General features: G+C 67.7%; 31 protein-coding genes and 1 pseudogene. 22 read left to right on the top strand and 10 right to left on the bottom strand.

What is annotated here, in order from left to right; all coding sequences use genetic code 11:
• The first annotated feature begins 107 nt into the window (after positions 1–107).
• The 4 genes from C0216_RS08800 (at position 108) to C0216_RS08790 (ending at position 1,936) form a co-directional block, all read left to right on the top strand.
• The gene (locus tag C0216_RS08800; protein WP_114054727.1) at positions 108–482 is read left to right on the top strand and encodes a hypothetical protein; all 375 of its coding nucleotides are present in this window, start codon (positions 108–110) and stop codon (positions 480–482) included.
• Positions 482–631 (top strand): hypothetical protein, encoded by a 150-nt coding sequence (locus C0216_RS33360; protein ID WP_162793144.1) that lies wholly within the window; start codon positions 482–484, stop codon positions 629–631. Before C0216_RS08800 ends, C0216_RS33360 begins: the two co-directional genes overlap by 1 nt.
• Before the next feature lie 2 nt (positions 632–633).
• Positions 634–846, top strand: a complete 213-nt coding sequence (locus tag C0216_RS08795; protein WP_114054726.1) for a hypothetical protein — start codon at positions 634–636, stop codon at positions 844–846.
• Positions 847–1,093: 247 nt separating this feature from the next.
• Complete coding sequence (locus C0216_RS08790) at positions 1,094–1,936, top strand: DUF6551 family protein (RefSeq protein ID WP_114054725.1); 843 nt, start codon at positions 1,094–1,096, stop codon at positions 1,934–1,936.
• Between the two features lie 74 nt (positions 1,937–2,010).
• On the opposite strand, the gene C0216_RS08785 is transcribed toward C0216_RS08790, so the two are convergent.
• Entirely contained in the window at positions 2,011–2,559 is a 549-nt protein-coding gene (locus tag C0216_RS08785; protein ID WP_162793143.1) for a hypothetical protein, read from the bottom strand.
• A 217-nt stretch (positions 2,560–2,776) separates the two neighbouring features.
• Here C0216_RS08785 and C0216_RS34270 point away from each other — a divergent pair, with 217 nt between their 5' ends.
• From C0216_RS34270 to C0216_RS08735, 12 genes and pseudogenes are all read left to right on the top strand, one after another.
• The gene (locus tag C0216_RS34270; protein ID WP_114054723.1) at positions 2,777–3,088 is read left to right on the top strand and encodes a hypothetical protein; all 312 of its coding nucleotides are present in this window, start codon (positions 2,777–2,779) and stop codon (positions 3,086–3,088) included.
• A complete protein-coding gene (locus C0216_RS08775) occupies positions 3,012–3,542 on the top strand; it encodes a DUF6879 family protein (RefSeq protein ID WP_114054722.1) in 531 nt (176 codons plus the stop codon). The genes C0216_RS34270 and C0216_RS08775 overlap by 77 nt, the downstream gene beginning before the upstream one ends.
• Positions 3,543–3,552: 10 nt before the next feature.
• On the top strand, positions 3,553–4,401 hold the full coding sequence (locus tag C0216_RS08770; RefSeq protein WP_114054721.1) for a helix-turn-helix domain-containing protein: 849 nt from the start codon (positions 3,553–3,555) through the stop codon (positions 4,399–4,401).
• A gap of 178 nt (positions 4,402–4,579) precedes the next feature.
• Entirely contained in the window at positions 4,580–4,753 is a 174-nt protein-coding gene (locus C0216_RS33355) for a hypothetical protein (RefSeq protein WP_162793142.1), read from the top strand.
• Between the two features lie 5 nt (positions 4,754–4,758).
• The gene (locus C0216_RS08765) at positions 4,759–4,983 is read left to right on the top strand and encodes a hypothetical protein (RefSeq protein ID WP_246042409.1); all 225 of its coding nucleotides are present in this window, start codon (positions 4,759–4,761) and stop codon (positions 4,981–4,983) included.
• A 224-nt stretch (positions 4,984–5,207) separates the two neighbouring features.
• Positions 5,208–5,369, top strand: coding sequence for a hypothetical protein (locus tag C0216_RS33350; RefSeq protein ID WP_162793141.1), 162 nt, complete (start codon positions 5,208–5,210; stop codon positions 5,367–5,369).
• 112 nt (positions 5,370–5,481) lie between these two features.
• Entirely contained in the window at positions 5,482–6,408 is a 927-nt protein-coding gene (locus C0216_RS08760; protein WP_114054720.1) for a hypothetical protein, read from the top strand.
• Between the two features lie 10 nt (positions 6,409–6,418).
• Positions 6,419–6,976 (top strand): tetratricopeptide repeat protein, encoded by a 558-nt coding sequence (locus tag C0216_RS08755; RefSeq protein ID WP_114054719.1) that lies wholly within the window; start codon positions 6,419–6,421, stop codon positions 6,974–6,976.
• Between the two features lie 75 nt (positions 6,977–7,051).
• Positions 7,052–7,639: a hypothetical protein gene (locus C0216_RS08750; protein WP_114054718.1), complete on the top strand. Its 588-nt coding sequence runs from the start codon at positions 7,052–7,054 to the stop codon at positions 7,637–7,639.
• Positions 7,640–7,833: 194 nt separating this feature from the next.
• Positions 7,834–8,328, top strand: a pseudogene (locus C0216_RS08745) (hypothetical protein); the annotation flags it as partial.
• Positions 8,329–8,450: 122 nt separating this feature from the next.
• Positions 8,451–9,119 carry a class I SAM-dependent methyltransferase gene (locus C0216_RS08740; protein WP_114058536.1) on the top strand — a complete coding sequence of 223 codons (669 nt, stop codon included), beginning with the start codon at positions 8,451–8,453 and terminating at the stop codon, positions 9,117–9,119.
• Positions 9,120–9,185: 66 nt separating this feature from the next.
• The gene (locus tag C0216_RS08735; RefSeq protein ID WP_114054717.1) at positions 9,186–9,599 is read left to right on the top strand and encodes a hypothetical protein; all 414 of its coding nucleotides are present in this window, start codon (positions 9,186–9,188) and stop codon (positions 9,597–9,599) included.
• A gap of 69 nt (positions 9,600–9,668) precedes the next feature.
• On the opposite strand, the gene C0216_RS08730 is transcribed toward C0216_RS08735, so the two are convergent.
• The 4 genes from C0216_RS08730 to C0216_RS08715 form a co-directional block, all read right to left on the bottom strand.
• Entirely contained in the window at positions 9,669–10,199 is a 531-nt protein-coding gene (locus C0216_RS08730; RefSeq protein ID WP_114054716.1) for a hypothetical protein, read from the bottom strand.
• A gap of 2 nt (positions 10,200–10,201) precedes the next feature.
• On the bottom strand, positions 10,202–10,513 hold the full coding sequence (locus C0216_RS08725) for a hypothetical protein (RefSeq protein ID WP_162793140.1): 312 nt from the start codon (positions 10,511–10,513) through the stop codon (positions 10,202–10,204).
• Positions 10,514–10,662: 149 nt separating this feature from the next.
• On the bottom strand, positions 10,663–11,121 hold the full coding sequence (locus tag C0216_RS08720; protein WP_114054714.1) for a hypothetical protein: 459 nt from the start codon (positions 11,119–11,121) through the stop codon (positions 10,663–10,665).
• Positions 11,121–11,483, bottom strand: a complete 363-nt coding sequence (locus C0216_RS08715; RefSeq protein ID WP_114054713.1) for a hypothetical protein — start codon at positions 11,481–11,483, stop codon at positions 11,121–11,123. Before C0216_RS08715 ends, C0216_RS08720 begins: the two co-directional genes overlap by 1 nt.
• 107 nt (positions 11,484–11,590) lie before the next feature.
• On the opposite strand from C0216_RS08715, the gene C0216_RS08710 reads away from it, so the two are divergent.
• Positions 11,591–12,001, top strand: coding sequence for a hypothetical protein (locus C0216_RS08710; RefSeq protein WP_114054712.1), 411 nt, complete (start codon positions 11,591–11,593; stop codon positions 11,999–12,001).
• 324 nt (positions 12,002–12,325) lie between these two features.
• Here C0216_RS08710 and C0216_RS08705 read toward each other — a convergent pair whose 3' ends face one another.
• The 5 genes from C0216_RS08705 to C0216_RS08685 form a co-directional block, all read right to left on the bottom strand.
• Positions 12,326–13,285, bottom strand: coding sequence for a hypothetical protein (locus C0216_RS08705; protein WP_114054711.1), 960 nt, complete (start codon positions 13,283–13,285; stop codon positions 12,326–12,328).
• A 548-nt stretch (positions 13,286–13,833) separates the two neighbouring features.
• A complete protein-coding gene (locus C0216_RS08700; protein WP_162793139.1) occupies positions 13,834–14,955 on the bottom strand; it encodes a hypothetical protein in 1,122 nt (373 codons plus the stop codon).
• Between the two features lie 62 nt (positions 14,956–15,017).
• Positions 15,018–15,323 carry a hypothetical protein gene (locus C0216_RS08695; RefSeq protein WP_114054709.1) on the bottom strand — a complete coding sequence of 102 codons (306 nt, stop codon included), beginning with the start codon at positions 15,321–15,323 and terminating at the stop codon, positions 15,018–15,020.
• A 268-nt stretch (positions 15,324–15,591) separates the two neighbouring features.
• Complete coding sequence (locus C0216_RS33345) at positions 15,592–18,864, bottom strand: DNA cytosine methyltransferase (protein ID WP_162793073.1); 3,273 nt, start codon at positions 18,862–18,864, stop codon at positions 15,592–15,594.
• A 780-nt stretch (positions 18,865–19,644) separates the two neighbouring features.
• Positions 19,645–19,848: a hypothetical protein gene (locus C0216_RS08685; protein ID WP_114054708.1), complete on the bottom strand. Its 204-nt coding sequence runs from the start codon at positions 19,846–19,848 to the stop codon at positions 19,645–19,647.
• Positions 19,849–20,408: 560 nt separating this feature from the next.
• Between C0216_RS08685 and C0216_RS08680 the strand changes: the two genes are divergently transcribed.
• From C0216_RS08680 to C0216_RS08660, 5 genes are all read left to right on the top strand, one after another.
• On the top strand, positions 20,409–21,149 hold the full coding sequence (locus tag C0216_RS08680; protein WP_162793138.1) for a DUF1974 domain-containing protein: 741 nt from the start codon (positions 20,409–20,411) through the stop codon (positions 21,147–21,149).
• Positions 21,150–21,204: 55 nt separating this feature from the next.
• Complete coding sequence (locus tag C0216_RS08675) at positions 21,205–22,146, top strand: restriction endonuclease (protein ID WP_162793137.1); 942 nt, start codon at positions 21,205–21,207, stop codon at positions 22,144–22,146.
• 114 nt (positions 22,147–22,260) lie between these two features.
• Positions 22,261–22,713, top strand: coding sequence for a hypothetical protein (locus C0216_RS08670; protein WP_162793136.1), 453 nt, complete (start codon positions 22,261–22,263; stop codon positions 22,711–22,713).
• A gap of 141 nt (positions 22,714–22,854) precedes the next feature.
• Positions 22,855–23,217 carry a hypothetical protein gene (locus tag C0216_RS08665; protein ID WP_114054704.1) on the top strand — a complete coding sequence of 121 codons (363 nt, stop codon included), beginning with the start codon at positions 22,855–22,857 and terminating at the stop codon, positions 23,215–23,217.
• Positions 23,218–23,351: 134 nt separating this feature from the next.
• Positions 23,352–24,008, top strand: coding sequence for a hypothetical protein (locus C0216_RS08660; protein ID WP_162793135.1), 657 nt, complete (start codon positions 23,352–23,354; stop codon positions 24,006–24,008).
• Positions 24,009–24,097: the final 89 nt, after the last annotated feature.

The following is a 24,097-nucleotide window of genomic DNA, read 5'->3' as shown; positions in this document are numbered from 1 at the left end:
CTGCTTACCGATTTACCCCGGCCCTGATCGTGGTCTCCAGGCCCTCCTGGAGGCTGCGACGGCCGCCCGGCCGCACTCCCATCCCAACCCGAGAGGACCGCTTCGCCATGCCCGAATCCGAGTCCGTCACCCCCTCCGGCTACGCCGCCACGGCAGCCGACGGGATCCGCGCCCTCAACCACACCTTGATCAACGCGAAGGCCGTCCCGGCGCCCGAGCTGAGCGCCACCGTGCAGGCCCTGATCACCCTGCTGGACCGGCTCCCGCAGGCCCTCAGCAGCATCTCCACGCACCTGGTCCGCGAGCAGAAAGCGGAGCGCGTCCGCATGGACAACGCTACCGACCCCGCCGCCGCCGTGATCGACGTCGACACCCACCTGACCGACGCCGAGGCCGACCTGGCCGACGTCACCGCGCACCTGCGCCAGGCCGGCGCCCTCCTCTTCGCGATGGGCACGCCGTTCGACGGGAGCGAGGACTGATGACCACCACGCCTACCGTCCGCACCTGGACGTGCGCCGAACCGGGCTGCGGGACCACCCTCCGCTCCGCGCTCCCCGCCCTGCTGGGCCGCCTCGCCGACATGCACCGCCAGCGCGCCCCCTCCGGCCTCACCCCGAAGGGAAACTGATCATGAGCGAGCCCATCCACTACCAGTGCCCCGAGTTGCACGAAGGCCTGAACGCCCCCACGTACGGGATCCACTCCAGCCGCCCGGAATTCCTGGGGGCCAGCGTCGACCGCAACGCGTGCGAGCACATCACCCCCGAGGAGCGCGAGGAGCTGTACGCCGGCCGCGTCCCCGCCCGTCTGGTCCCCCGCGAGGCCGAGGGGACCGAGCTGTGAGCTTCGACGTGACCGGCGATTAGCCCGCGTAGCGCGAGGAGGCCCACGTTCCGGAAATCTCGGCGGGGCCTCCTCGTGGGTGGGTGTGGGCGAACCGGGGGCGCCGTCTCACCAGTTAGAAAATGACTACTAGTCACCCGTTCGGCCCTGTAGGGTCCTTGGACAAGTCGCCGTCGCCCGCACTCGGGCGCTGACAGGGTCGCCGTCACCCCCTTTGGGGTGCTGACCCTCCTACATAGGGAGAGGTATGTCCGTCAAGGACTACAGCTACGACATCCCGGACCACCCGATCGAGTACAAGAAGGTGGACCCCCGGAAGATCACGTTCGACACCCGCGCGCAGCGCAATCTCAACAAGGCCCGCGCGCAGAAGATCGCCGACAACATCGTTCCCACTGCTCTCGGCACCCCGATCCTCTCCCTCCGCGAGGACGGCAAGCTCGTCCCCATGGACGGTATGCACCGCATCTACGGCTGCCAGCTCGCCATCGCCGCCGGTGTCACGGCCGTCGAGAAGATCCACTGCGAGATTCACACCGGGCTCACCCTGGCCAACGAGGCGTCCATGTTCATCATCAAGAACAAGGAGTCCTCGAAGGTCGGCGCCACCGACGAATACCGCATCGGTCTCGTGGCCGGCCACCCGCTCTTCGTGGACACGCAGGCGGTCCTCGACAAGCACGGCCTGAAGGTCGGCAGCCGCAGCGTCAGCGGTGTCCGGGGCATCAACGGCATTCTGAAGATCGTCCGCGATTACGGCGACCACCGGCTCGACCAGGCCCTCGCCATCTCCGAGGAAGCCTTCGGGCGTACGGCCGAGAGCTGGGACCACGTCATCCTCTCCGGCATCGCCGTCGTCATGCACCGCCACAGCGACGTCATCAAGCCGAAGGACCTCGCGACGCGCCTGGCCCGGCAGGGGGCGGCCCTGAACGTCCGTGCGAAGATTCAGGGCCTCTCGACGGCCAACGGCACCCGCGGCGACGGGACGCAGGGCCGCATCAAGGCCGCGCACCTGTTCGTCGCCGGGGCCTGGAACAACAACCGCAGCGCCGCCAACCGCATCCCGATCCCGAACATCTTCGAGTAGGCCCCGGCGTCACGACGGCCCCCGCCCCGGTACCGTGCCGGCCAGCGGGGGCTCTCGTGTTCCCGGCGGTCAGGTCAGTTGTACTTCTCCTTCGCCTTGCGCAGCATCTGGTTGTACATCTGGGACTGCTGGTCCGGCGTAATCCCCAGCTGCACCAGCATCGGCTCCGCCACCTCCGCTTCCACCCGCTTGTTCGCCGCGTCGAACATCTTCCGGTGGCCTTCCAGCTCGGCTATGAGCACCTGCTGACCCTTGACCGAGATCGCGTCGTCCGACCGCTCGCGCCAGAAGTGGTGCGCCAGGTTGTTCCGCCCCTCCAGGGCGTCGTACAGCTCCTTCTGCAATCCAGGGGCGACGGACAGGTGGCCGCCGTTCTTGACCTGAGTGATCAGCACTCCCAGGGTGAGCTTCTTGTCCTGGATCCGGCGGTTCCACGGGTCGTCCGCGATGGTCTTGCCGGCCTTCTTGGCCTTCAGTACCTCCGCCGCGGCGAGCACGTTGATCAGGCCGTACTCCAGACACGAGGCGAAGTACACCGCCGCCCCGTACGTCGCGTACATCTCCCGCGCGGTCTCGTTCGGGTCAGGTTCCTCGTAGCCCCGAGGCAGATGAAGTCGGCTCATGCTCGCACCCTAACGATCCGTCAGGTCGCGTGAAAGTGGATATCCACTTAGCGGAATCCGAGCCGCAGCCCCGCCCTGGCACCGGGCCGGACAGCGGGGGCTTCGTCGTTTTCGGCGAATCCAACAGGCTTGACCGAAGGGCATCTTGACGCTGCCGGGCCCCGAGGAGAAGTCTCGTGCGCAAGTACCCGCAACTGGCTGGACAGGGGAGATCGCCATGGATCTACAGTTCGTCGGGATAGATCCCAGCACCGGTGAGGAGGGCTCTCCCACGGTGTGGGTGGAGGAGGAGACCGCCGACCTGGTCATCCAGGGGGTGACCGCCGAGGAGGTCCTAAGGGCCCTGATTGATGGGACGCAGTGGGTCCCCGGCCACGCTCCAGGCATCCCCGCGCACGAGACAGTGATCCGTATTCCGGCCCGGATGGTGCCGATCTTGAGGGAGGCATGCAATGCCGCAGAACGCGCCCAGCTTCGCGGAGCTGTTGGAGCAGACGCAGACGTCAGCAGTCCACCTGGAGATGCGTGACAGCTACGGGGTGCCCAGCGAGGCCGACTCATTCGCGTCATTCCTGCGCGGGGAGTGGAGCGAGGCATCCCAGCGGGCGGAGCGCTCCAACTGGCTGAACATGGTCTCCGCCGCTACCGCCCGCGGCGTCGTCATGCGTCGCGCCCGCATCATCTCCGAGCCGGTGAGCGACTACATCCGTTACGAGCACGCCGGCACCCAGATGAACATCGACGCGGGCGAACAGGTCCGCTGGCTTCCGCGGCGCCGCGCCTTCGACATCGCGTTGCCCGGCACGGACTTCTGGCTGTTCGACGGCCGCCTGGTCCAGCTCCACAACTGGACCGGTACCGGTGACTGGCACCCGGAAGAACCGAAGGTGCGCACCGAGGACCCCGCCATGGTCAAGCTGTGCGCGTCGGCGTTCGAGTCAGTGTGGGAGCGCGGAATCCCGCACGACCAGTACGCCGTCTGACCCCACACCCGTGCCCGCATCCCCCTCCTCCAGCGCACAGGCGGCCCGTGAAGCCCTCGCCGTGCGCCTGTCCCACCTGCGCAGGGATGCCGGTCTCACCGGACGGGAGCTGTCCGCCCGGTGCGACTGGCACCCCGCGAAGACCACCCGCATCCAGAAAGGAGAGGTCGCCCCGTCCGACTCGGACATCCGAGCCTGGTGCGCTGCCTGCGGCGCCGACGAGCAGGTGGACGACCTGATCGCCACCTCCCGCGCCGTCGACTCCATGTACCAGGAGTGGCGCCGCCTCCACCGCAACGGCCTGCGCCGCTCCCAGGAGAACGCCTACGCCTCAAACGCCCAGGCGTCCCTCCAGCGCGTCTACGTCTCCAACGTCGTGCCCGGGTTCCTCCAGACGCCCGCCTACGCGACAGCCCTCCTGAGCAGCATCACGCGCTTCCAGGGCACCCCAGATGACGTCACAGAGGCCGTGGCCGCCCGCGTCGCCCGCTCCCGCTTCCTCTACGAGGGCAACCACCGTTACGCGGTGCTGATGGAGGAGTGGGTGCTGCGCTCCCGGATCGGCGACGCGGACGCGATGGCCGGCCAACTCCGCCACCTGCTGACCGTGATGCCGCTCGCGTCCGTCTCCCTCGGGATCATCCCGTTCGCCGCCGAGCGCAGCGTGTGGCCGTTGGAGGCGTTCTACCTGTACGACGAGCGCCGGGTGGCCGTGGAGACCCTCACCGCCAGAATCGGCGTCACCCAGCCCCGTGAACTGGACGACTACGCGAAGGCGTTCGAAGGGCTGTCGAAAATGGCCGTCTACGGCGACAACGCCCGCGCGCTGATCACGGCCGCGCTCGACGCCCTCGGATGAATTTCCGCAATTAGCCGCAACTTCGTTGGGGACGTCCAACCCACTTCCCTACGTTGGTGAACGCACCCCGAAGCTACCCACCGGCTCCGGGAAGTGCTCCCCCAGCAGCGGGCCGCAGGCCCTCATCCTCATGCCGTCCTGTGGTCCGCTGCGTCCCCCGTCGGAGAGGAGCAAGGCCATGACCACCCCCTCCCTGCCGCGCCGGAAGACCGGAGCCAGCGGACACACTCTCGCCATACAGGAGCCGATCCCCGGGGCGCCGAGCCGGTCCCTGCGTGTCCGTGCGGCCGGCGGCTGGGAGAAGTTCATGCGCCGCTCCTCCGTCACCGCCGAGAAGGCGGCCGAGGAATGATGACCGTGCCCCGCCCCACGTCCCACCAGGGTCTTCCTGCCTGGCTGCACGAGGGGGCCCGTGTCTATGACCCCGGCCGCGACTGCGAGGCCATCGTGCAGTTCATTGGCGACTTCGAGGACCCCGCCACCCGCCGCTTCATCCACAACGCGGTCTTCCTGCGGCCCGAGGGCGGCGGCAAGGAATGGATTCTCGACCCCGACGTGCCCCGTCCCGCCGACGACCGGTGACCCCGAGCGGCTTACGAGAGCGCGACCCGTGGGGATGGCGCCAGCAGCTCGCGTCCTTGCGTACGTCGCCGTCGTCACGGCTGTCGTCCTCGCCCTGGCACTCGCCGGTCGACCGGGCCGGTGACCAACGACTCCCACCGAGACCGTGAGAACCACGTCTGTGGTGGGCGCACGACCCTGCACCGCATTGGTGCGGGCTGCCTTCGTGAAAGGGAGGATCCCCCATGTCCAACGAGACCCAGGTCAACAACCTGACGCGACGCCTGGACCACTCCGTCCCTGACGGCGCCTTTCCCCAGGACCCGCCGTCCGTCACGTCCCTGACCCGCCGCCTGGACCACTCCGTCCCGGACGGCGTGTTCGAGCCGGAGACACCTGCGGTCTGACCCTGGCGCAGTACTGACGCCCTCTAACTGACGGCACCGCGGGGCGTCTCGGCTGCTCATACCGAGACGCCTCGCACTCGTCTCCACCGCCGCACGTACCAGGGAGGCCCACGTGCACACCACCATTGCTACCCGAGTAGAGGCCGGCACCTTCTTCGATCTCGGACGCCAGGACCCGGCGCTGATCCGCCTCCGCGAAGACGGCGCCGAACGCGCCCTGCCGTTCGCCCTGATGGAGCACCTCGTGAAATCCGGCACCCCCTACGCCGAGCACTCCCGCTCCCTCGGCAGTGACACGGTGAACGTGGCCGGGACCGCGTTCGACTGGTTCGACGGCACCCTCCACGAGCAGCTCGCCCGCGAGATCAACCTGGGTAATTACGACATCGCCGAGCACACCGTCGCGCGCCGCACAGCCCTGACCCGCGCCCTGGAGCGCCTGGCCTCGGTCCACCCCGACGGCTTCGCCCGCGTACGCGAGTTCGTCAGGGGACTGCTGTGGGTGAGCCTCAAGCCCGACGCCGGCATCTCCTCGCTGACCAGCTCCAGCGATCCCGCGCTCCCGTACGTCATCGTGTTCTCCGGGAAGGCGCAGCTCCACATCCCGCCGAACACCGTCAGCACCGAGCCCTCGCCCCGCTTCCTCGCGGAGAACATCCTGCACGAGGGCGTCCACCAGTCAGTCAGCTTCCACGTCCTGACGCACCAGGTCTTCGCCGATGGCTACTCCTCCCAGACCTCCCCCAAAATCGAGATCGCGTGGCGGGCATCGCAGGGGGTGGAGCGCAACCAGTTCTGGGAGGTGGACCGGACGTTCCACGCGACGTGCGTGTACAACCAACTTCTGCGGTTCCGCCGTACCGAACTCGACCGCGACGACCTGACCGCCAACGAGCGCGCGTGCTTCCAGGCCGCCTACGACGAGGGCATGCCGGCCGTCCGCTACCTGATGGGCCAGCTCGAACTCCTGGGTGAGCACTTCACCGCCCACGGCCGGGAGCTGCTGGCCGGCCTGCGTCACCAGACCGACGAGCTGTAGGGGAGGGCGAGTGCTCCAGCACCTCATCACCCAGGACGATGCCCTGCGCATGGTCCCGACCGACCGCGACCAGTTGGCCGCCGCCCTCGCGGATATCCGCGAGGAGCTGCGCGTGCTCCCCGAAGGAAGCGAGGCCGACCGGGCGCGGGTCCTGGCCAGGTGGACCGGCATCGGTCTGGTAGTCCTCGGCGATTACGACGACGCCCGCGCGTTCCTGCGACGGGCGCTCGACCTGGCCACCGCCAGCGGCAACACCAGGGCCGTCATCGCCGCCGAACTCAACCTTGGCGACGCGTACCGCTACGCCGGTGAAACCGAGACCGCAGACAAGCTCTACCGCGGAGCCCTGGACGCCGCCCGGAGCCAGCATCCCGAGCTGGTCGACTTCGCTCTCCAACACCTCGGCAAGCACCTCATGGAACAGGGCGATCTCGTGCCAGCCCGCGCCCACCTTCAGGAAGCACTGCGGCTGCGGACCGCCAAGGGCGACGCCGGGCTGATCGAGTCCACCCAGGCCGCCGTCGACCGCGTGGAGATGCTGATCGGCCAGGCGGAAGCGGCGCCGTGAAGTAGCCGCTGGACCACATGGCTCCAGGCCCACACCACGGTCTGGGCGCCAGCAAGGTGGGAGGAGGGGTTTCCCGTGCTCCAGCACGCCGTGCGCGGCCTCACCGCCCAAGCGCGGGTGCAGCCCAGCCACGTGCGCGACCAGCCGTTCCCTGCCGACCTACTCACCTCTATGACGGAGGAGGCTGAGAAGGCCATCGCGGCTGACGGGTACCTGCATAACGGCAAGTGGAACGCACCCGTCGGTGACGCGGCGAACCTCTTCGCGGGCCAGGTCGACCTCGCCGCCGCCGTAGCGCGGGCTTCCGGCCTGGAAGTCGAGCAGCCCCACACCGGCGTCTACATCGCCTACCTGGAAGAGGGGCAGTTCCTCGACTTCCACGTGGACGAATTCGGCTTCGGGGAGGCGAACCTGATCCTGTGCCTCAAGCACGAACACGTCCCCGTGGCCCCCACCATCAGCGCCACCGTCTTCATCGGTGCTGACGGCTACCGCGCATGCGATCTCGCGCCGGGAGACTGCGTCGTGTTCGACGGGGCGTTCACCCCGCACGGTCGGACGCCGCTCGGCCCCGGAGAGAGCGTCATCCTCATCAGCTTCGGCTTCCGTGCGCGTTCTCAGGCTGCGCGTACGGTCGCTCACTTCCCACCGGTCCCCCACTGACGAAGCGCACCACCGATGCCACCGCCCCGCACTCCTACGGCCCGGGGCGGGGCGTGCGCATCACCCACAGGCTTCCTCTCCGAACCAGACCAGGCAGTCGGCACGGAGAGGAACGGCGTCGGGGACATGTCTAGGGACGTGATCCCCGGCGCCACCCATGCACCACTCGAACGCGATCGAGAGGAGCACCATCCATGACTGTTCTGCTGGACAACCCCAACCGTGTCGCCAACCGTTCCCGCGACCCGAAGGAACTGCTGAACGCGGTCCAGGACAAGATCGAGCACCTCACCGTCAACATCCTCGACGACGGCATGTCGATCTGGGAGCGCGAGATCGCCCTGCTGCTCCGCGACGAGGTCGACACCCGCGAGACCGCCGAGCGGATCCTGGGCAACGCCGTGATGTACATGATCGCGTCGATGGAGAACCCGGACGTGCACATCGGCGTCGGGAAGATCGTCGACAAGGGCGTCCACCAGGTCATCCTCGACACCCCGGTCTACTTCGCCTTCTGCGACCTGTACAACAACGGCAAGTACAAGCACCACGCCCCGTTCGTCAAGCGCCGCAGCGACGGCCTGGTCATCCGCACCGCGGACTTCCTGCGCTCCTGCGGGTTCACCCCGGACAAGGAACTGTGGGCCAAGGACGGCGCGCAGTGCTCGCCGTGCGACTCCAAGGTCCCGACAGCCACTGACCGGGTGACCGGCGGCCGAAACCGTCACCTGCACGACCGAACCGCCCCTAGGGTGTGGGCCTCGCCAGCACGACCGGCGGGGCCCCTCCCGCGTTCCCGAAGGACACCGCCATGAGCGCACCGCACAACTACGAGCACGAACAGGCCCTGTGGGACACCTTCGCCGAGAGCGCCTGGAAGGACCCCAGCAACGGCGATCCGGTGTTCCGCTGGACCCAGTACAAGGACCACCCCGGCGACCCCGGCCCCGGCATCCTCGGCGACCCCTCCACCGTCCTGGAGATCGGCTACGGCACCGGCCGCGCCCTGGCCTACCTCGCCGAGCAGGGCATCAAGGGCACCGGCGTAGACCTGTCCCCGGTCGCCGTCGCGCACAGCACCGAGAAGTACGGGCACCTCGGCATCGAGTTCGTGTGCGCCGAAATCCTCGCCTACCTGGCCGGCGGCGAGACCACCTTCGACGCGGTGTACTCCGTCTTCGGCGCCGCCTGGTTCACCGACCCCTCCCGCCTCTTCCCCTTGGTCGCCAACAGCCTGAACCCCGGCGGTGTCTTCGCCTTCTCCCAGCCCCCCGCCATCCCCGGCGCCTACGGCCCCCAGGGCATGTACAAGGGCGGCTTCGCGGGACCGGTGATGTTCACCTACCGCTACAGCTACACCGTCCAGCAGTGGCAGGAGTTCATGGAGACCGCCGGCTTCACCGATGTGGAGGTCCGCGAGATCGATGCGCCCACACCCAGCCACATCGGGACCCTGCTGGTCCGCGGCGTCCGGAACTGATGTGCCGGAGATGCCCGCGCAGGCGAACGGCGTTCACGGCACCACCGGAAGGCGTAGCGTCTCCTCGTGACCGTCTTTCTTGCCCCCGAACACGTGCCGGCTCTCAAGGGCAGCCCCTTCAACAACCTGTACCCACCTGAATGGCATAAGGCCAGCGACGAGGGAGTCACGTACGCCGTCGTCCGCCACATCGGGAAGTTGTGGATGGTGGAGGTCGACACAGCCACTGCCGAAAAGGTCCCGACCGGAGAGGTCCGCCTCTCGATGGAGTCGCAGACGGCCGTACGCGATGCCGTCGTGCGCCTGCATGCCGCCAAGAGGTTTCAAGGCGAACCTGATCTGGACCTCAGTGGGAGCTGGTTCGGCCTGGCCAATCTAACGGCCGAACAGGACGCCCGCGAACTGGCCAGCGCCGTCTACAGCGCGGTCTACGGTGACCCCATCCCCCTAAACCGCATCGCGGCGGACGGAGCAGTCTGACCGGTGCCCCGCACAGCAGCGCCCCCCTCTCCCGCACGGATGGGAAAGGGGCGCCGTCCATGGTCGCCGTCACTCAAGCCACCAGGGCGCCCAGCACATCTCGGCCTCGGGCAACTGTTCCTCCTGACGTGGCTTGGGTGCGGGCTTCCCCCATCGCCCCGTCGCGTCCCGTTCCTCGCGCTGCCGAACCGTCATCCGCCGGGATGGGTGATTGACGTATCGCAGGTCGCGAAGGTGGGGATCGTAGTCCGGTTCGTCGTCCCAGTGCTTCTTCTGGCTCTGCCCGCCGGCCGCCCGCACTGCGTCCCGCACCTCCTCCTTGCGCAGTTCGTACAGGGCCCGGCCGCGCTTGCGTTCCCACAGGGCCATGGGCTCGGTGTCGATCCAGTGATGCGGCTGCCCCTCTGGACCGATCACCATCTCGGGGGCCCGCATCCACTCCGGCGGCACCGGGCCCTCGTACGGCGCCCGTGGCGTAACCGGAGGGGGCTGAGACAGCACGTGATCCGCGTACATGCGCACCGGGCTCACCGCCTCCACCACCTGCTTCGCGGCCTCCCTGACCGTCTTCCACGCGGACGCCTTCCTCTTCCTGGCCATGGCTAGTCCACGATGTCCGGCAGCGCCCGCGACCACGCCGGAGCGGGCGCCGGCGCCTTGCGCACCACCTGGAAACCCAACCGCGACGGGTGGTCGTACGGAAGGTCACGCCACCGCGCCGCCCCCTGCGGCTCCTGCGGGATCGGCGGCCGGGAGAAGTCCACGATCCGCTTCGGCTTGGCCGCTTCCTCCAGCCGCAGCAGTTCCGCGTACTCGCGCTGCGCGTGCTCGGTCGTCATGTCGATGGTCTGCTCGGCCTCGGGCCGGCGCCAGGGAAACCGCATCGTCATCTCCTCGGGGGAAACACCACTCATGGTGTGTGGGTGGGGTACGGGTGCAGCAGGGAATCCCGCGGGCGGTGTACGCGAACGCCCAGGTCAGCGCAGGGACCGAGGGGGCAACTCGAAAGCAGCCTGACCAGGCCCGGAGCACGGTGTGCCCGGACACACCACCCGCGGGGCCCTCATACGTCCCGCGCGGTCAGCTCGGCCGCCCGCTCGTGCCACGCGGCATCCGGGACCACCAGCGCCCGCCAGGGCTTGCGATCGGCGTCCCGCACGATCCGGACCGGCGTCCACTGCCGCAGGTGCGCCACGTCCGCACTGAGCGTCGACGACGGCAACGCCACCTCGTGCAGCTCCCGCCCGTTGGCCAAGTACAGGTCCACCACGGCTGCGTCGATCCACCGGTGCCCGGTGTGGCAGCGCACCACCTCCCGCGCCCGCACGATCACCGTGGACGTCACGATGCGCCACAGAAGCCGGTCGGAGGCCCAGTACGTGCCCTCCGGCGGCTCCGGATACGTCGACACCCCCGGAAGGCTCCGGGATGCCTGCGCGGTGTACGAGGCCGGCGGGGCGTACGGGTCCTCCATCGCCGCGTACACGTGCGCGTACTCCGGCGGCGGGGCAACGCGGCCCATCAGACGGTGTCCGAGTACGCCGACCGCGGCGCCCCCGAGCTGTAGCCCTGGGCCTGCCCTCCGGCCATCGTCTGCGCGAGGTGCGCCGCCGGGTTGGTGAGACGCGCGTGGTTGCCGTACTGCGCCACCGCCCGCTCGTGGGCCAGCGCCCGCATGTCCTGGAGGTTCACGTACCCGCTGGCCGCAGCCATCGCGGTGGCCTCCCTGTTGCGCTCGAACCTCTTCGCCCGCGCAGCGATCCACGCAGCGGTCCCGCCCTGGTGCTCCGGCATCACCGGCGTCAGGCTCGCCTCGAAGGCCTCCTGCTGCGCCTGCGCCTGCGCCTGCCTGGCTGCTGCGGCCCGGTTCCAGAAATCGTTCATGGCATTCCTCCTGTTCCGAATGGACACCGCCCATGGTGTCGGGCAATTACCTCAGGGTGATAATCGCGCGAGAAACTTGAGGAAGAAATGAACCCCTGGAGGTTGTTATGCGTTGGAGAATCGCCGACGGAATCGCCGAAGCCCAGAGCAAGGTCAATCGTGATCCTGACGTGCAGGTCAACCCCGTCCAGGCCGAGCACGGGCATGTGACGGAGATCGAGGGGCACAGCCCCGGCTGCTTCCGAAGCGATATGGCGCTTGACCCGGAAATGCAGTGCCCCGACGGCCGGCGCCCTTCGGGCTCGTACAGCCCCAGCTCGGTAAATACCGAGGAAAAGGAATCCCGGCGGTGGACACGAAGGATGGTCGTGGACGACGCATCCGAGTACGGTCACGCAGTGCGCCGTGCTGATGGTGACGCCGATCTCTACTACCGCAGCGGCCGGGCCAAGCTCGCTGTCACCATGGTCCCCGCCGAGTTCCAAGAAGGTGTTGAGACGGGGCGCGAGGAGCGCTAACGCGGGAAAACCAAAAGCCCCCGGGGGTTTCCCCGAGGGCTAGAGGTCGTGGGCCCGCATACTTCATAAGGTCCCCGAATTTCGGGGAAGAAAATGCTTCACTCTTCTGCCACTCCCCATACGCACACCAGCAGCACCGCGGCCATGCTGGAGCCATGGACCCCCGCGTAGTGCCTGGGCCTGGCGCGCTCGGAGAGGGACCTGCGCGAGTTCCTGCGGCGGGTGGAGCTGCCCGGCTGGGAGGACGTGGACCTGCGCGACACGAGCCTTTTCAAGTGGGAGGGCCCGGGTCCGGAGAGCTGAGCCTAGGGCCGTCTCTCCACATCATCGACCGAGCGCGTCCAGCTCCCTGCGCGCCTCAGCCACGAAGGCATCACGGGAGGCTTGTAGCCTGCCCCGCTCTACCTCCAGCAGCCGCCGGACCTCCGCGTGGTCTCGCTGCACGGTATCCGCCAGCCCACCGGCTTCCCACACACTGAATCCAGCGTCGAGCAACAACTGCCGCGCACGCTCGCCAGCCTCCGCAACCTCACGATCCCGCTCGGCGGCGTCCAAGGCGTCGAGAGCGGCCTGCGCGGCGAGCCCTCGGCGGTGCCGTTCCCGCATCTCGGCGTTGGCTTCGTGGGAACCAGGTGGCCGCGTCACAGGTCCTGATGCTCCGTCGATCGTTTCCAGGATCATGTCACCGTCAAACTCCAGGCCAGCGGCAGCCTCCACGTTCGCGCGCAGCCGACGCTGGGCTTGCCAAAGCTCGACTACGTTCCGGTCGTTCTGGTGGGCGACAAACAGGTTCAGTCCGTAGAGCCGCGCATCATCGCGCGCGGTCCCCGCCACGGAAAGAACGCCGGCCGGACTGATCAGCTCCACCATGGCGTAAGCCTTGAGAACACCTTCGGTTTCCCGATCTTCGGCGGAACCCTGGTCCTTCGCCAGGAGCACATCCAGCTCCTTGACGTACTCGGCCCACACCTCCTGGCACCGGTCCCGCTGCCACTGCGCATGCGCCTCCTTCGACGCCTCGCGGACGCCGGCAAGCGTCGCTTCCACCTGCTGCCGGCCCACCTCCAGGGCGGCCCGCGCCTGCTCCCGGGCGGCTTCGAGAGCCTTGTTCGCCTGGGCCTGCGCCCCATCCAGCGCGGCCTTCGCCTGGGCCTCGGCACCTCTCAACGCCTTCTTGCCCTGGATGTGACCAGCGATCACCGTTCCGACGACGGCCGCGTACGCCGCCCCAGCTGTCGTCAGGGCCCCGGCATGCTCAGATATGAACGTGCCGATATCAGACACGAGTGGATCCCCCTCCATATATGTCCGCCGCACTCTACCGAGAACCCAGATGCCTCGTCGCCGAAACCGCGAGGGTGCTCACGCAACCCCAGCCGGCCACGCACCGCAGAATCCAGGGCTAATTTTCTGCGGGGAACATACTCCCGCCCTCTTCTCCTATACGCCCGCGGCCCCTTCCACGCTGGATCCCGGGCTAATTTTCGCGGGGTGCAATAAGCTTTCGCTGGCTAGCAGTAGTAGAGACACCAGAACCACATCCCCGTCCTGGCCGATGCTCCTTCCCCTGCCCCTGCGGAATTTCCCGTGCCGCGCACTGTCCCCGCGCTATCCCCAGCTAGAGCTAGGCAGGGCTCGCAGGGAAAATCGCTAGCCGGCAGGCAGTGGCGCTCGCCACGCCATAAATAGCTTGACCTGCTGGTTTATTTTCTCCAGCTAAATCAGCAGCGACAGCACGAAGCCCCCGCCGGAGACAGGGCGGGGGCTTACGTTTTCACCAGACGCTATGCGGGCAGGGCAGCGATGCGTTAATTCCTGGGCACCCCGCATTTTTAGACCTTCTCGGATTCTCCATCAGTTCGCTGGGCGGGCATGCTGGGGACGCTAGCCATTGCGTTACCGTCCCATTCGTCACGGGGACGGATGTAGCCGTCGGCCACCTTCGAGTTCGGCGACCAACGCCCCTGCCTGCGGATTGCCGCGCCCGAGGCGCCGTTCTCGTCGGCGATGGTGGCGCCGCTGGCCCGGAGGCCGTGCGCGGTGAGCTTGACGCCGTTGTCGTCGTAGAGGACGCCGGCTGCGTCGGCGAGGGCCTGGATGATGTCGTTGACGGACTCGGCGCTCAGCTCGTCGCCGATGTTCCCCCAGCGGTCGATGCGGCGCAGGATCTTGCCGGTGGTGATGCCTGCCGCGGCGAGGGCGTCGCGGTATTCGGTGTAGGCCGCGACGGGGTCAAGCACGTCGTCCCGGCGGGGCATGACGACCCATTCGCCTTCGGCACCCTGGTCGGTCTTGCTGGTGGCGAAGAACAGGCGCACGCCCTTGCGCGGCACCACCACCGCGTCCGGCAGTACGCGGTCCGAGAACTCAGATCGGCGGGTCATGGCCCAGATGGACCAGATGACGATCAGACGGTCCCGAAGGCCCGTCAGGGTCTCCGTGTCGCACTGCTCGACCATGGCGACGAAGCCGGCGGTGTCGACGGTGGCGGACTTCTTCACGCGGCAGCCTGCAGCGGCCTGGCGCTTTTTGTGGGCCTTGATCAGGAGCCGGGCTGGCCGGGGGTCGGGGTGCTGCTCGATCGGGATTCGGCTCCAAGTGTGCGCGGCGAGGACGGCAGCGACGGCCTGACCGAGGGCGGAGGCCCCGTACGACTCCCCGGTCTTTTCGCTGGGGGTGTCGATGGTGACTCTGATCCACTCCGTGAGCGTCTCGGTGGTCATCGGCACCACGGATCGGCGCCCCGCGCACCAGTCGGCCGCCCGCCGGAGCCAGAAGTCATATTTCCGGTAGGTCTCTGCCGGGATCGCTGCTTTGAGCGCTTCGAGCGTTTCGGGGCTCAGTTCATAGTCTGTGGCGGTATGAACCGTAAGGCCCGGATTCCGAGCTTCCCCCCGGGGGTCACTCTGAGCGACGGAAAGTAGCTCCCCGTCGATAATCTCAAGCTCGTTCATTTGCCCCCTTTATCGATCCCGGTAAGCACGGTTACCAGGACTGAGCCATACCTTAGTGAGCGTCAGTTGATCTCGACACCCCTCGTCCGGATCTTGGACCGCTTTCCGCACTCCTCCGCCAGGTGCTGACGGAAGTACCGGGCCAACGTCCGCTCCTCCTCGACCGAGAGAGTCCGCGGGGGCACCCGGAAGAACTCGCCCGCCTCGACCGCTTCCCACGGCACGCGCATCACGGTCACGCCCCCGAAGCCGATCGGGACCACGAACCACTTCGCGTGAGGGTCGTCGAACGTCGGCTTGTACCGCAGCATCCCGACCGTGGACGCGCTTCCGGGGCGCCGCCACTCGACCACGCGCTGATGGTGCATCTGCTTCCGAGTCAGGGGCCGAACGGCCGGCCGGGGCTTCCTGGACTTGGGCACCGATCTCTCGGTAAGGAGTGTTTCCATAGGACGATAATTACAGCCCGGTCAACTGCGATTTTTCCCGCGGAATTACTCGCTGGCCGCCAAGAAGCTGTCCACGGACCGCCGGCGCCAGCGCAGTGTCATTGCGGGCGCCCCCGCGGCCGGCGTGCCGCTGCACAGAATCCGACCGGGGCAGGCCGAGCCACCCGAAGGCAGCCCGGCCCCCGCCCTACCCCCGGGGCGGCACCACCTGACCCAGCGCTACCCCGACTCCGGCCAGGACTCCCGCGACCGACGCGGCCAACCCCCAACCGCCCCGCCGCTGCTGCCGGACCGGCTCCCACACCATGGGCCCCCACCCGAGCGACTCCCGCAGCTCCCGCGCTTCCTCCCGCAGGGCCAGAACCTCCGCCGCCCGCATGTCCCGCGCGACTTCCGCCACGACCCGCTCGGCCTCGGCCACCGCCAGGGCGGCGACCTCTGCGCCCCACTCCTCGACGTCCAGGCGCAGCTCCTCCAGCTCGGCGCGCAGTTCGGCGAGGACGTCCACCGGCTCCGGCTCGGGATGCTCGTAGTCCATCCAGGCAAGACGCGGGTCGACGGGCGCCGGACGCTCGTACCGCATCCACTCAAGGCGCGGGTCCACCGGGCGCTCCCGCAGCTCCTCCGTCAGCAGCTCCACGAGCAGCTCGTCCCGCTCGTCGGCACGCTCAAGCAGCGGCTCTGTGCCCTCCGCCCAGAGCACCCGGGGGCTGACGTAGGCGCAGACGTTGGGAGCGTCGTCCCACTCCACCCGCACGCCCTTGCCGATGTGGCTGTACCGCGTACGCCCGGCCCGGTGGTCCAGCGTGACCCGCTGCCCCGGCTCCCAGTACGCCCGTCCCGTGTTGGGCAGCACCAGGGGGGCCGCTTCCAGCATCAGCCGCACCGGGGCGGCCTCCAGGGCCAGCGGCTTCTTCTCCGTGTCGGCAGGAGCGGAATCCTGGACGGACTCACCGGCCGCCAGACGCCATGCCGCACGCTTCTGCTGCCGGGTGAGCGGGCCCTGGTACCGCGGCTGCTCCTCTTCCTCGACGTCGGTGAACTCGGGGTCGGCGGTGGCTTCCAGGGGCTTCCAGTCAGCGCCCACGTGCTTCTCCAGCAGCTCTGCCATGGGCGTGGTCCGCTTCGGCTTCCACTCGACGGCCACCCGCTCCACGGTGTCGCTGACGCGCTCCCAGTCGCCCGTCACCTCGCAGCTCTCGCACTCCGCGAGGGCCAGCGCGGACGTCCTGCTCCGACCCTTCCGCGTGAGCCGCTGGCACCCGTCGGCGCATCCGACAGCCACGCCCCGGCCGCCCTCGGCGGCGGTGTCGACGGTCAGCCACGCGTACGAGTGGTCGCACTCGTCCGTGTCGTTTCCCTCCGTGTCAACAAGCGCAGGATCCTGGTCGGCTCCAGCCGGCGACTCGTCGACCAAGTTTTCTTCGGTGTCGGCACCGTGCACCGCCGGGTACAGCTCACCCAGGTAGCGGCGCAGCAGCTCCCGCCACGGCACTCCGAGGAGCTGCCCCCAGACTGCCAGCGACACCAGCGGCGAAAAGATGTCTCCCAGTTGCTGCGTCTGAGAGGACCGCGACCCGGTCACCGGGTAGTCGGCGGGCAGGCCGACCAGGAGGCACACCTCCTCGATCGTGAACCGGCGCCCCGTGGCCGCGTTGTACCAGCCTCGGATCTTCGAGGTGATGCCGTTGATCGGCTTCGGCTCCGGGTGGCGGCTGGTGACACCGTCCATGCGGAAGGCGTTGCCCCCGCTGGTCTTCCTCACGCCGCGCGTGTTGATCTCGTCCTCGGCGTCCCAGCCGATCGCGTCACAGGCAAGCGTGGTGATCCCCGGTGCCTGCGGAAGGCCCGGCCGCCGGTACCAGTGCGCCGCCATGATGGAGCGCTTGCGGTTGCTGGGGCTGCCGAAGTCGGCCGCGTCCAGGGTCGTCCACTCGCCTTGCTCGCACCCGGCCACGTTCAGCTCAAGACAGATCTCATCCTTGATCTCCTCGGGCAGCGCGGCGGCCTGCTCGATGACGACCCGGGTGAGCGGCGCACCGATGTACCGCAGACCCAGGCACCAGATCACCGGGGCCAGCATGAGCCCGGCCGTCTTGCTCGTCATGCCGTCGACCAGCGCCCACATCTCCGGCACGGTCATGTCGGTGCGGTCCCCGTACGAGGAGAAGCAACCCTCCTCCCAGGTGCACTCCTGGCCGTTCTCCTCGTGGTCGCAGTACTCGGTTCCGTCCTTTTCGTAGTTGCCGAAGGCGAAACCGACCTGGTCAATGGCCTCGGTGAGGATCTCCAGGTTGCTCGCGTCACGGCCGAGGCCCTTGCCCGCGATCGTCCAGTCCGTGCACGGCATCGTGAACATGGTCTCGCTGGTGAACCGCAGCGCGGGGTGTTCCGGCGTGAGCGTCTTCACGTCCGCCAGCAGCACCGTGCACCCGGCCGCCTCCGAGGTCGCCACCGCGTCCCCCGCCAGGTCGATGCAGATCATGTCCGTGTCGGACACCAGCCGCTTGCCCTTGCAGCCGCCACCGCACCCGGCGCAGAAGTTCAGCCCCCGGGGCATCTCCGCCGGGTACAGCCACCGCACCGGCCACGGCGCGGCCAGCGTCTCCCGCTGCTCCACGGTCAGGGAGTCGAGCAGCGCGACCAGCTCGGCGCCGTCGACCGCGAACAGGTCCGCGTGCGTGACCGGCTTCCGCTCCGGCTGGTCCTGGTGCTCCTCGACCTCGCCCCGCTGGATGGCGTCCGCGAGGATCGCCCGCTTGACCGCAGGCAGGTTCGGGAACATGGCCCCGCCCGTGCGGCACCGGTTCTTCGGGTCCTGATCGTCGAAGATCAGGCGCGCGCCGTCCGAGTGCTCGTGCTGGGCGCTGAAGTTCCCGGCGAGCTTGCGCACGACGTACCGGTGGCCGAGCAACTCGGCGACGCAGGGGAAGGTGTTCTTGTCGCTCCACGCAATGGCACTGACCTTGACCGCCGCCGCCTTGCGCTTCGGCGCCATGCTGCCCCGCCCCATGCTGCTGCTCCCCTTGCTCTTGTTCTCCACCTCCGTCATCTCCGCCGCGTACGGCTCGGGGTTGTCCCGCAGACCCGCTTCGAGCCGCCGGAACGCCTCACCGGCGGTCTTGCCCACCTGGAGCGCGTGGCGGTGCCAACGGATCACGTACTGGTGCCGCTCCCACGTCGCGGTGAACTCGGTCCCGTTGATCTCGCGAGTGGCCTTTTCTGGCTTCGGGCGGTCCACGTCGATTTCCGGCTGGCCCCGGTGATGTCCCGCGCGCATCTGCGCGAACTCCTCGCACCGGAAGCCCCCGTTGTCCTGCTCCCAGCCGCACGAGCACGAGGGAATGAAGTGCCCGTCCAGCTCGGCCACCGTGGTCTCGTGCTCCGGCGCGGCAGGCTCGGGCTCCGGTTCGTCGTCGAAGCTCATCTGTCCGGCGCACGGCTCGATCGGCTCGGGCACGTCGTCGACCTCAACGGCGCCCCCGCAGCCGCACGTGTACCCGCCACGGTCGTACAGATCGGCGGTCAGCTCACGCCCCGACCGAGTGCACGGGTACCAGGTGCCGCAGACGGCGCATGCACGATCGAGCTGACGCTCGGCACGGCGGACGTCCTCCCCGGCATCCCCGATCGCACCCTCGGCGCGGTCCCGGTATTCCATGGCAGACGCGTGGGCATCGCTGCTGCGCTCCGTCCAGTCATCCATCACGGCTTCCCAGGGGCCGTCAGAGAAGAACATGACGCTAGATATCCGGTACGCCGCAGCGTGCGCCCAGCGCGCGCGACGGTAGAGACGCTCCGCTGCCTCGAATTCCGGCCGGATAAGGTCCGCGTGCCGCTGCGCCTCCGAAATCTGCTCACGACATGCCCGCATGGTCCGGGAGACCTCGGAGATATCCGCGTAGCAGGCCGTTTCGAGTGCGAGCCTCTCCGCCTCCTTCGCGTGCTCCTCCGCCTGCCCTGCGTACTTCTGGGCGTCGCGGGACAGCTTGACGACAGACCATGCCTGCCGACCGACCGGAGTGTTCGGGTCAGAAATATCGTCCTCGGTCTCGACCATTTCCGGCTCGACCTGGTTGCTCGGGTCCTCACCGCGAATCGCCGGATTCGCCATGATCATGTACCGGGCATTATCGACCTTGGACCGACCCACACCCCGGTAATCGGATCCGCCTAGCGTCACCTCACTGAGCTTGGATACCGCCGCGTAGCTCACGTCATAGCGGCGGCCTTTCTGGTCTCACACCAGGTAGACGTATCCCTTACCGGCCGCCGTGTCGGCAGTCAGGGTGAGGTACAGCCGCTCCAGAGCGTGCGGAGCGATTTCCTCCTTGACGTCCCAGCCCTGGGCGCGCGCGGCCTCGACCAGCGGCGCGATGGTTGCAGGCAGGACGTACGAAGCGTCCTGGAAAACGGCACAGCTATCCCGTTGAACGTGAGCCATTCCTGAGAAACCCCTATCGCGAGTCGTCACACCGTGTCGCCCGGGTTCAGCGGGCGGCCCTTTTGGGCATGGGTCCATTTTCTCAAAAAGCCGGGGATTATGGCAGAGGAAAATGAAAAAAGGAACGTGTTAAAAAACGCGACCAATAGGTGAGATGTTATTTGACGGAGCGCGAATGCCCTGGACGCCCCGACGAATGCATTAAGTGGCGCTAAATAGAGACACCCCCCACCATTAGCGCCAATTTCCTGATAAATGGGGGCCTGACCTCACTCACGCGAAAGCCCTGTTCGGGCAGGGGCAGTATCAGCTTCGAGGGCAGTGGCCGGCACCCAGGATCCTACGCAATCGACCCGCATTCTGAACACCATCTCGTGCAGCAACATCTTCCGTGCTAACTTCCTCCTTGAGAACTCCGCGTCACACCGGATCTCATGCCTCCGCCGGGGTTCACCCGCTCTCTTCGGAGAGTGCGGCCGGCGGGGGCTTCTTCATTACCACCAAAGACTCGGCAGCGGTCGGATGCCTGCCTGCTCGCCACACTGTGGTTGGGTTCGGACATGGCTGCCGAGATCATCGAGATAGACCGCCCCGGCGAGTGGCCGGGCGACCTGACCGCGTACGTGAAAGCCGCGGCCGACGCTGTGGGAGACGTTGCCACGTATGCCGAGCTGCGCGAGGACGGTGCGCTCGGCGACCTCGACCTCGGCCTGCGCGAGCTCCTAGTTGGCCGACTGCTCCGCACGTTCCATGCGACGCGTCTGCTCGACTACGAAGTAGGCGATGTCAAAGCCGACGGGCTCCGCCGCCTGACCCCCCAGCTCCTCCAAGACCGCCAGGACAAGGCCTTCGCGGCGGGCGTGATCACGGCTGGGGAGCACGAAGCGCTGCGCGAGTCCAGCGTGTTCAAGACGGATCCCTACGTGAAGTACCGCGTCGGCAAGATCTGTGTCATCGGCAACCGGCAACCTCTCCACGACCGGCGGATCGGCGACCAGTTCAGCTTCTGGGGCGGAGAGGCCCAGTACAGCAGTGAACTGTGGAGCAAGTCCTCAAGCGACCGCGTCAAGAAGCTGGGACGGCCGGCACTGGTCGTCGCCCTGCTCAACGCCTCGAATCCCAAAGTCGCAGTCTTGTCGTACCGCGAACTGATCTATCCCTTCGTCGGCAGCTACATCGGCCTGCCGGAGGTCGGCTGCCAGATCGACTACGAAGCTGACGTCCTGGGCGATCAGATCGAGTCCGTTTGGCAGCCCGGGGACGCAGAGTACGATCAGTTCCCGCGCTTCCCTCGGAGCTGATGTCGGTGCCTTGATCTACGCTCCTCGGCGTGAAGCCGCCCTGGGGAGGGACCTCTTGTTCACCACGCAGCCTGTGCAGTTCAGCAATGCACCCGCGGTCAACAACTTGCGAGGGCTGGAGGAAGCCCTCTTTACGCTGCGCTCCAAGACGCGAACCGTCATCAGCGGCCTATCGGAGTGCGAGATGTCCGCGTGGTACCTGCCTGCCGAACTCAGCCCCCACGCACGCCGCCGCGATCTCTCGCTGATCCGGGTGGTGCAAGGACAGGACCGTCAGCTCCTGAGCATCGTCGAGGACGTGCGTCGAGGTATGCGCCAGGTCCTCGCCCATGCCCCTCACTCCCGGCGCCGGCGTGACTGGGCGGCTCGGCTCGAACAGCGTCTCCTCGAAGAGCGTCCGGCCTGCCCGAGCTGGGACAGCATGGGCATCAATCCCATCAGCGCGAATCTGCTTGATCTGAAGATCGAGCACTCCAGAGTCGTGCGCCAGCGATACGAGCAACAGGTCGACTACGCCACGACGGTCATCAGGCTCCTCGACGAGCTTCTTGAGGCCGGCATCTTTACAGAACCGACGGCCCTACCAATGGACAAGATCGACGTTCTGCACCATTCCCGCTTCGAGAAGCTGATAGGTGATCTGCTCGACCGCGATGGCTATCGGGTTGTGCGCTCCGGAGGCGGCGCCGGCGACCTGGGCGCCGACGTTCTCGCAATAGACGACTTCGATCGCCACATCATGGTCCAGACTAAGCACTTCAGCGGCGGCAACGGGTCCGTCGGCCAGCCGGTCGCCCAGCATCTGTTCGGCGGGGCGAGCGCCATCCACCCAGTGGCTCTGCCGATCGTCGTCACCAACGGGAAGTTCACGGGCTCGGCGAAGATGTGGTCGAAGGAGGACGCCCGGGTGCGCCTGATCGGCCGAGACGAGCTCGCGCGGTGGAGCGAGGGGCGGGAGAGCTTGGCGGACGTCCTGCGGGCCCAGCAGGCTGCGTAGAGCCGCACTTTTCAGTCCCCTGCTGGGGTTCTCCTCCTCGGTGGCGGCCGGCGGGGCTTCTTCATGTCCGGTGGGCTGACAAGTCACGCACCGGCAACTACTACGTTGTACGCCGTGACGCACGAGATACCTGCGGCCCTGGCCGCTGACGTGAAGATGTGCACCGACTTCCGCGACCTGCACGCCCCGACCGGGATGTTCGCCGAAGTGCAGGCTCTGCGCGCGAGGTTGCAGTTCACCCTTGGGCGCTGCAACGACCAGATTCCCCTCGCCGGCCGAACGCCGGATGCGATCTGGCAGGACCAGCGGAGGATCGGATTCGTGGCCCGGCAGGGCTTCGAGGCGCTGCGCGCGGCCGAGGACCTGCTTCCCCCCGAGGAGTCTCTGCTGGCCGCCCGCGGGGCCCTGAACGAGGCGGCCGACGATCTGGAAATGGGTATCTTCCATGAGCTGGAGGAGGCCGGCCGCGATTCTCTGCTGGAGGCCGTGGAGCGCCTCATAGCAGCCTCCGCCAAGGCTAGCCGGTGGCGGGTGGCGCAGGAAGCCGGAGTTTCCGATGACAGCTGACCGGCTCGCACCGGCGCGCCGTACGGTGTGCGGATGATGCGGAGCCTCTACCACTTCACAACGCCCTCAGCCCTGGAGCAAATATTCAACGACGGCGTTCTTGAGCCACGATGGCCAGAAGAGAATCCCCGGCTCGTCCACATGTCCGAGTCGGACGACCAGGACTCCCTGCCCTGGGCTATCCGGGACGGCAAGACCATCCGGTTCGAGCTGCGCATACCCTCCGCAGAAGCCCACCACTGGTTCGACTGGGCCCGTCGGGACGGCAACGTGCCGCATCGCTCGTACATCGGGTTGGGCATACCGGTGGCGACGCCCGAAGACCCTGAGTTCGTCAACCAATGGAATCAGGGAAGCAAGCACTGGTACGTGATCGAGCGGCCCATCGGCTCGGATGAGTGGGTCAAGGTCGTGGACATCGAGACCGGCGCCGCACTCTGGCCGTTGGCTGGTTCATCAAGCGCCCCGCCTGACGACGGTGGCACCGTCAAAAAGCGGATCTGATCCCACAGCAGCCAAAACTGCCCTGCCCTTCAAGGAGAACGGAGCACAGGCTGGTTGCCGCCAACACAGCCCCGTGAGGGTGACCGCAGCCGGATCCACGCCCCTCGCTCACCAGGGGCTGATAGTCACGCGCCATGGCAAAGAGGAAAAAGCAGCGGCCAGCATACGACGTGATTGTGTCCGATGTGCTGGAGATCCGTATGGACTTCGGCATGGTGTGCTTGCGGAGCCGTGACCGCAGAGGCGGAGTCGCCTGCATCGCGATTCCCGCAGAGATGCACGCAGATGTCCACCGCACCCTGCATCAGGCGGCTATGGAGGCGGAGGAGGACTTCTGGAAGCTGTCGGCAGAGCACTTCGGCTCGGAAGACCGGTATCCGGCGTACGAGGCCTGGCTGCTGGATCAGGGGTGGCCAGCCCTGGCGGCTCGGGTACCAGACCCAAGCGAGGTATTCATGATCACGCATTCCGGCCACGTCGGCCTCTTCGCCGATCCCCCGTACGCGCCCAGGAAGACCTGCCTGGTGCTGTCACCGGCCCAGCTTCACCGGACCCGCGCCGGGCGAGCTCAGGCGGGCATGCAGGCCATGATGCAGGCCGCTGACCCTGAAGTCCGGTCCTTGGGGCAGCGGCGGGCCGTGCTCGCGATCCGGATGATGCGTACCACTCCCTGGCCGGGGGCTGGCGTGGGGATTCCGGAGCCGCAGCACGCGAGGCGCGTGATGGAGGAGTTGTATGAGGGATTTCTGCGCCGGGATGTGCGGGAGGTGCGCGACCCGCTCCCGGATTGATGCCATCCAGGGGGCCGCGCCCTCCGGGCTCCCAACTTTCGTCTAGAGCGATTCTGGCACCCAAGGGGGAGGGGTGCTCACGCAGTCGC

Source organism: Streptomyces globosus (assembly GCF_003325375.1).
In the GTDB taxonomy this organism is placed as follows: domain Bacteria; phylum Actinomycetota; class Actinomycetes; order Streptomycetales; family Streptomycetaceae; genus Streptomyces; species Streptomyces globosus_A.
The sequence above is the reverse complement of the archived record's forward strand: the minus strand, read 5'-3'. Positions and strand labels throughout refer to the sequence as shown.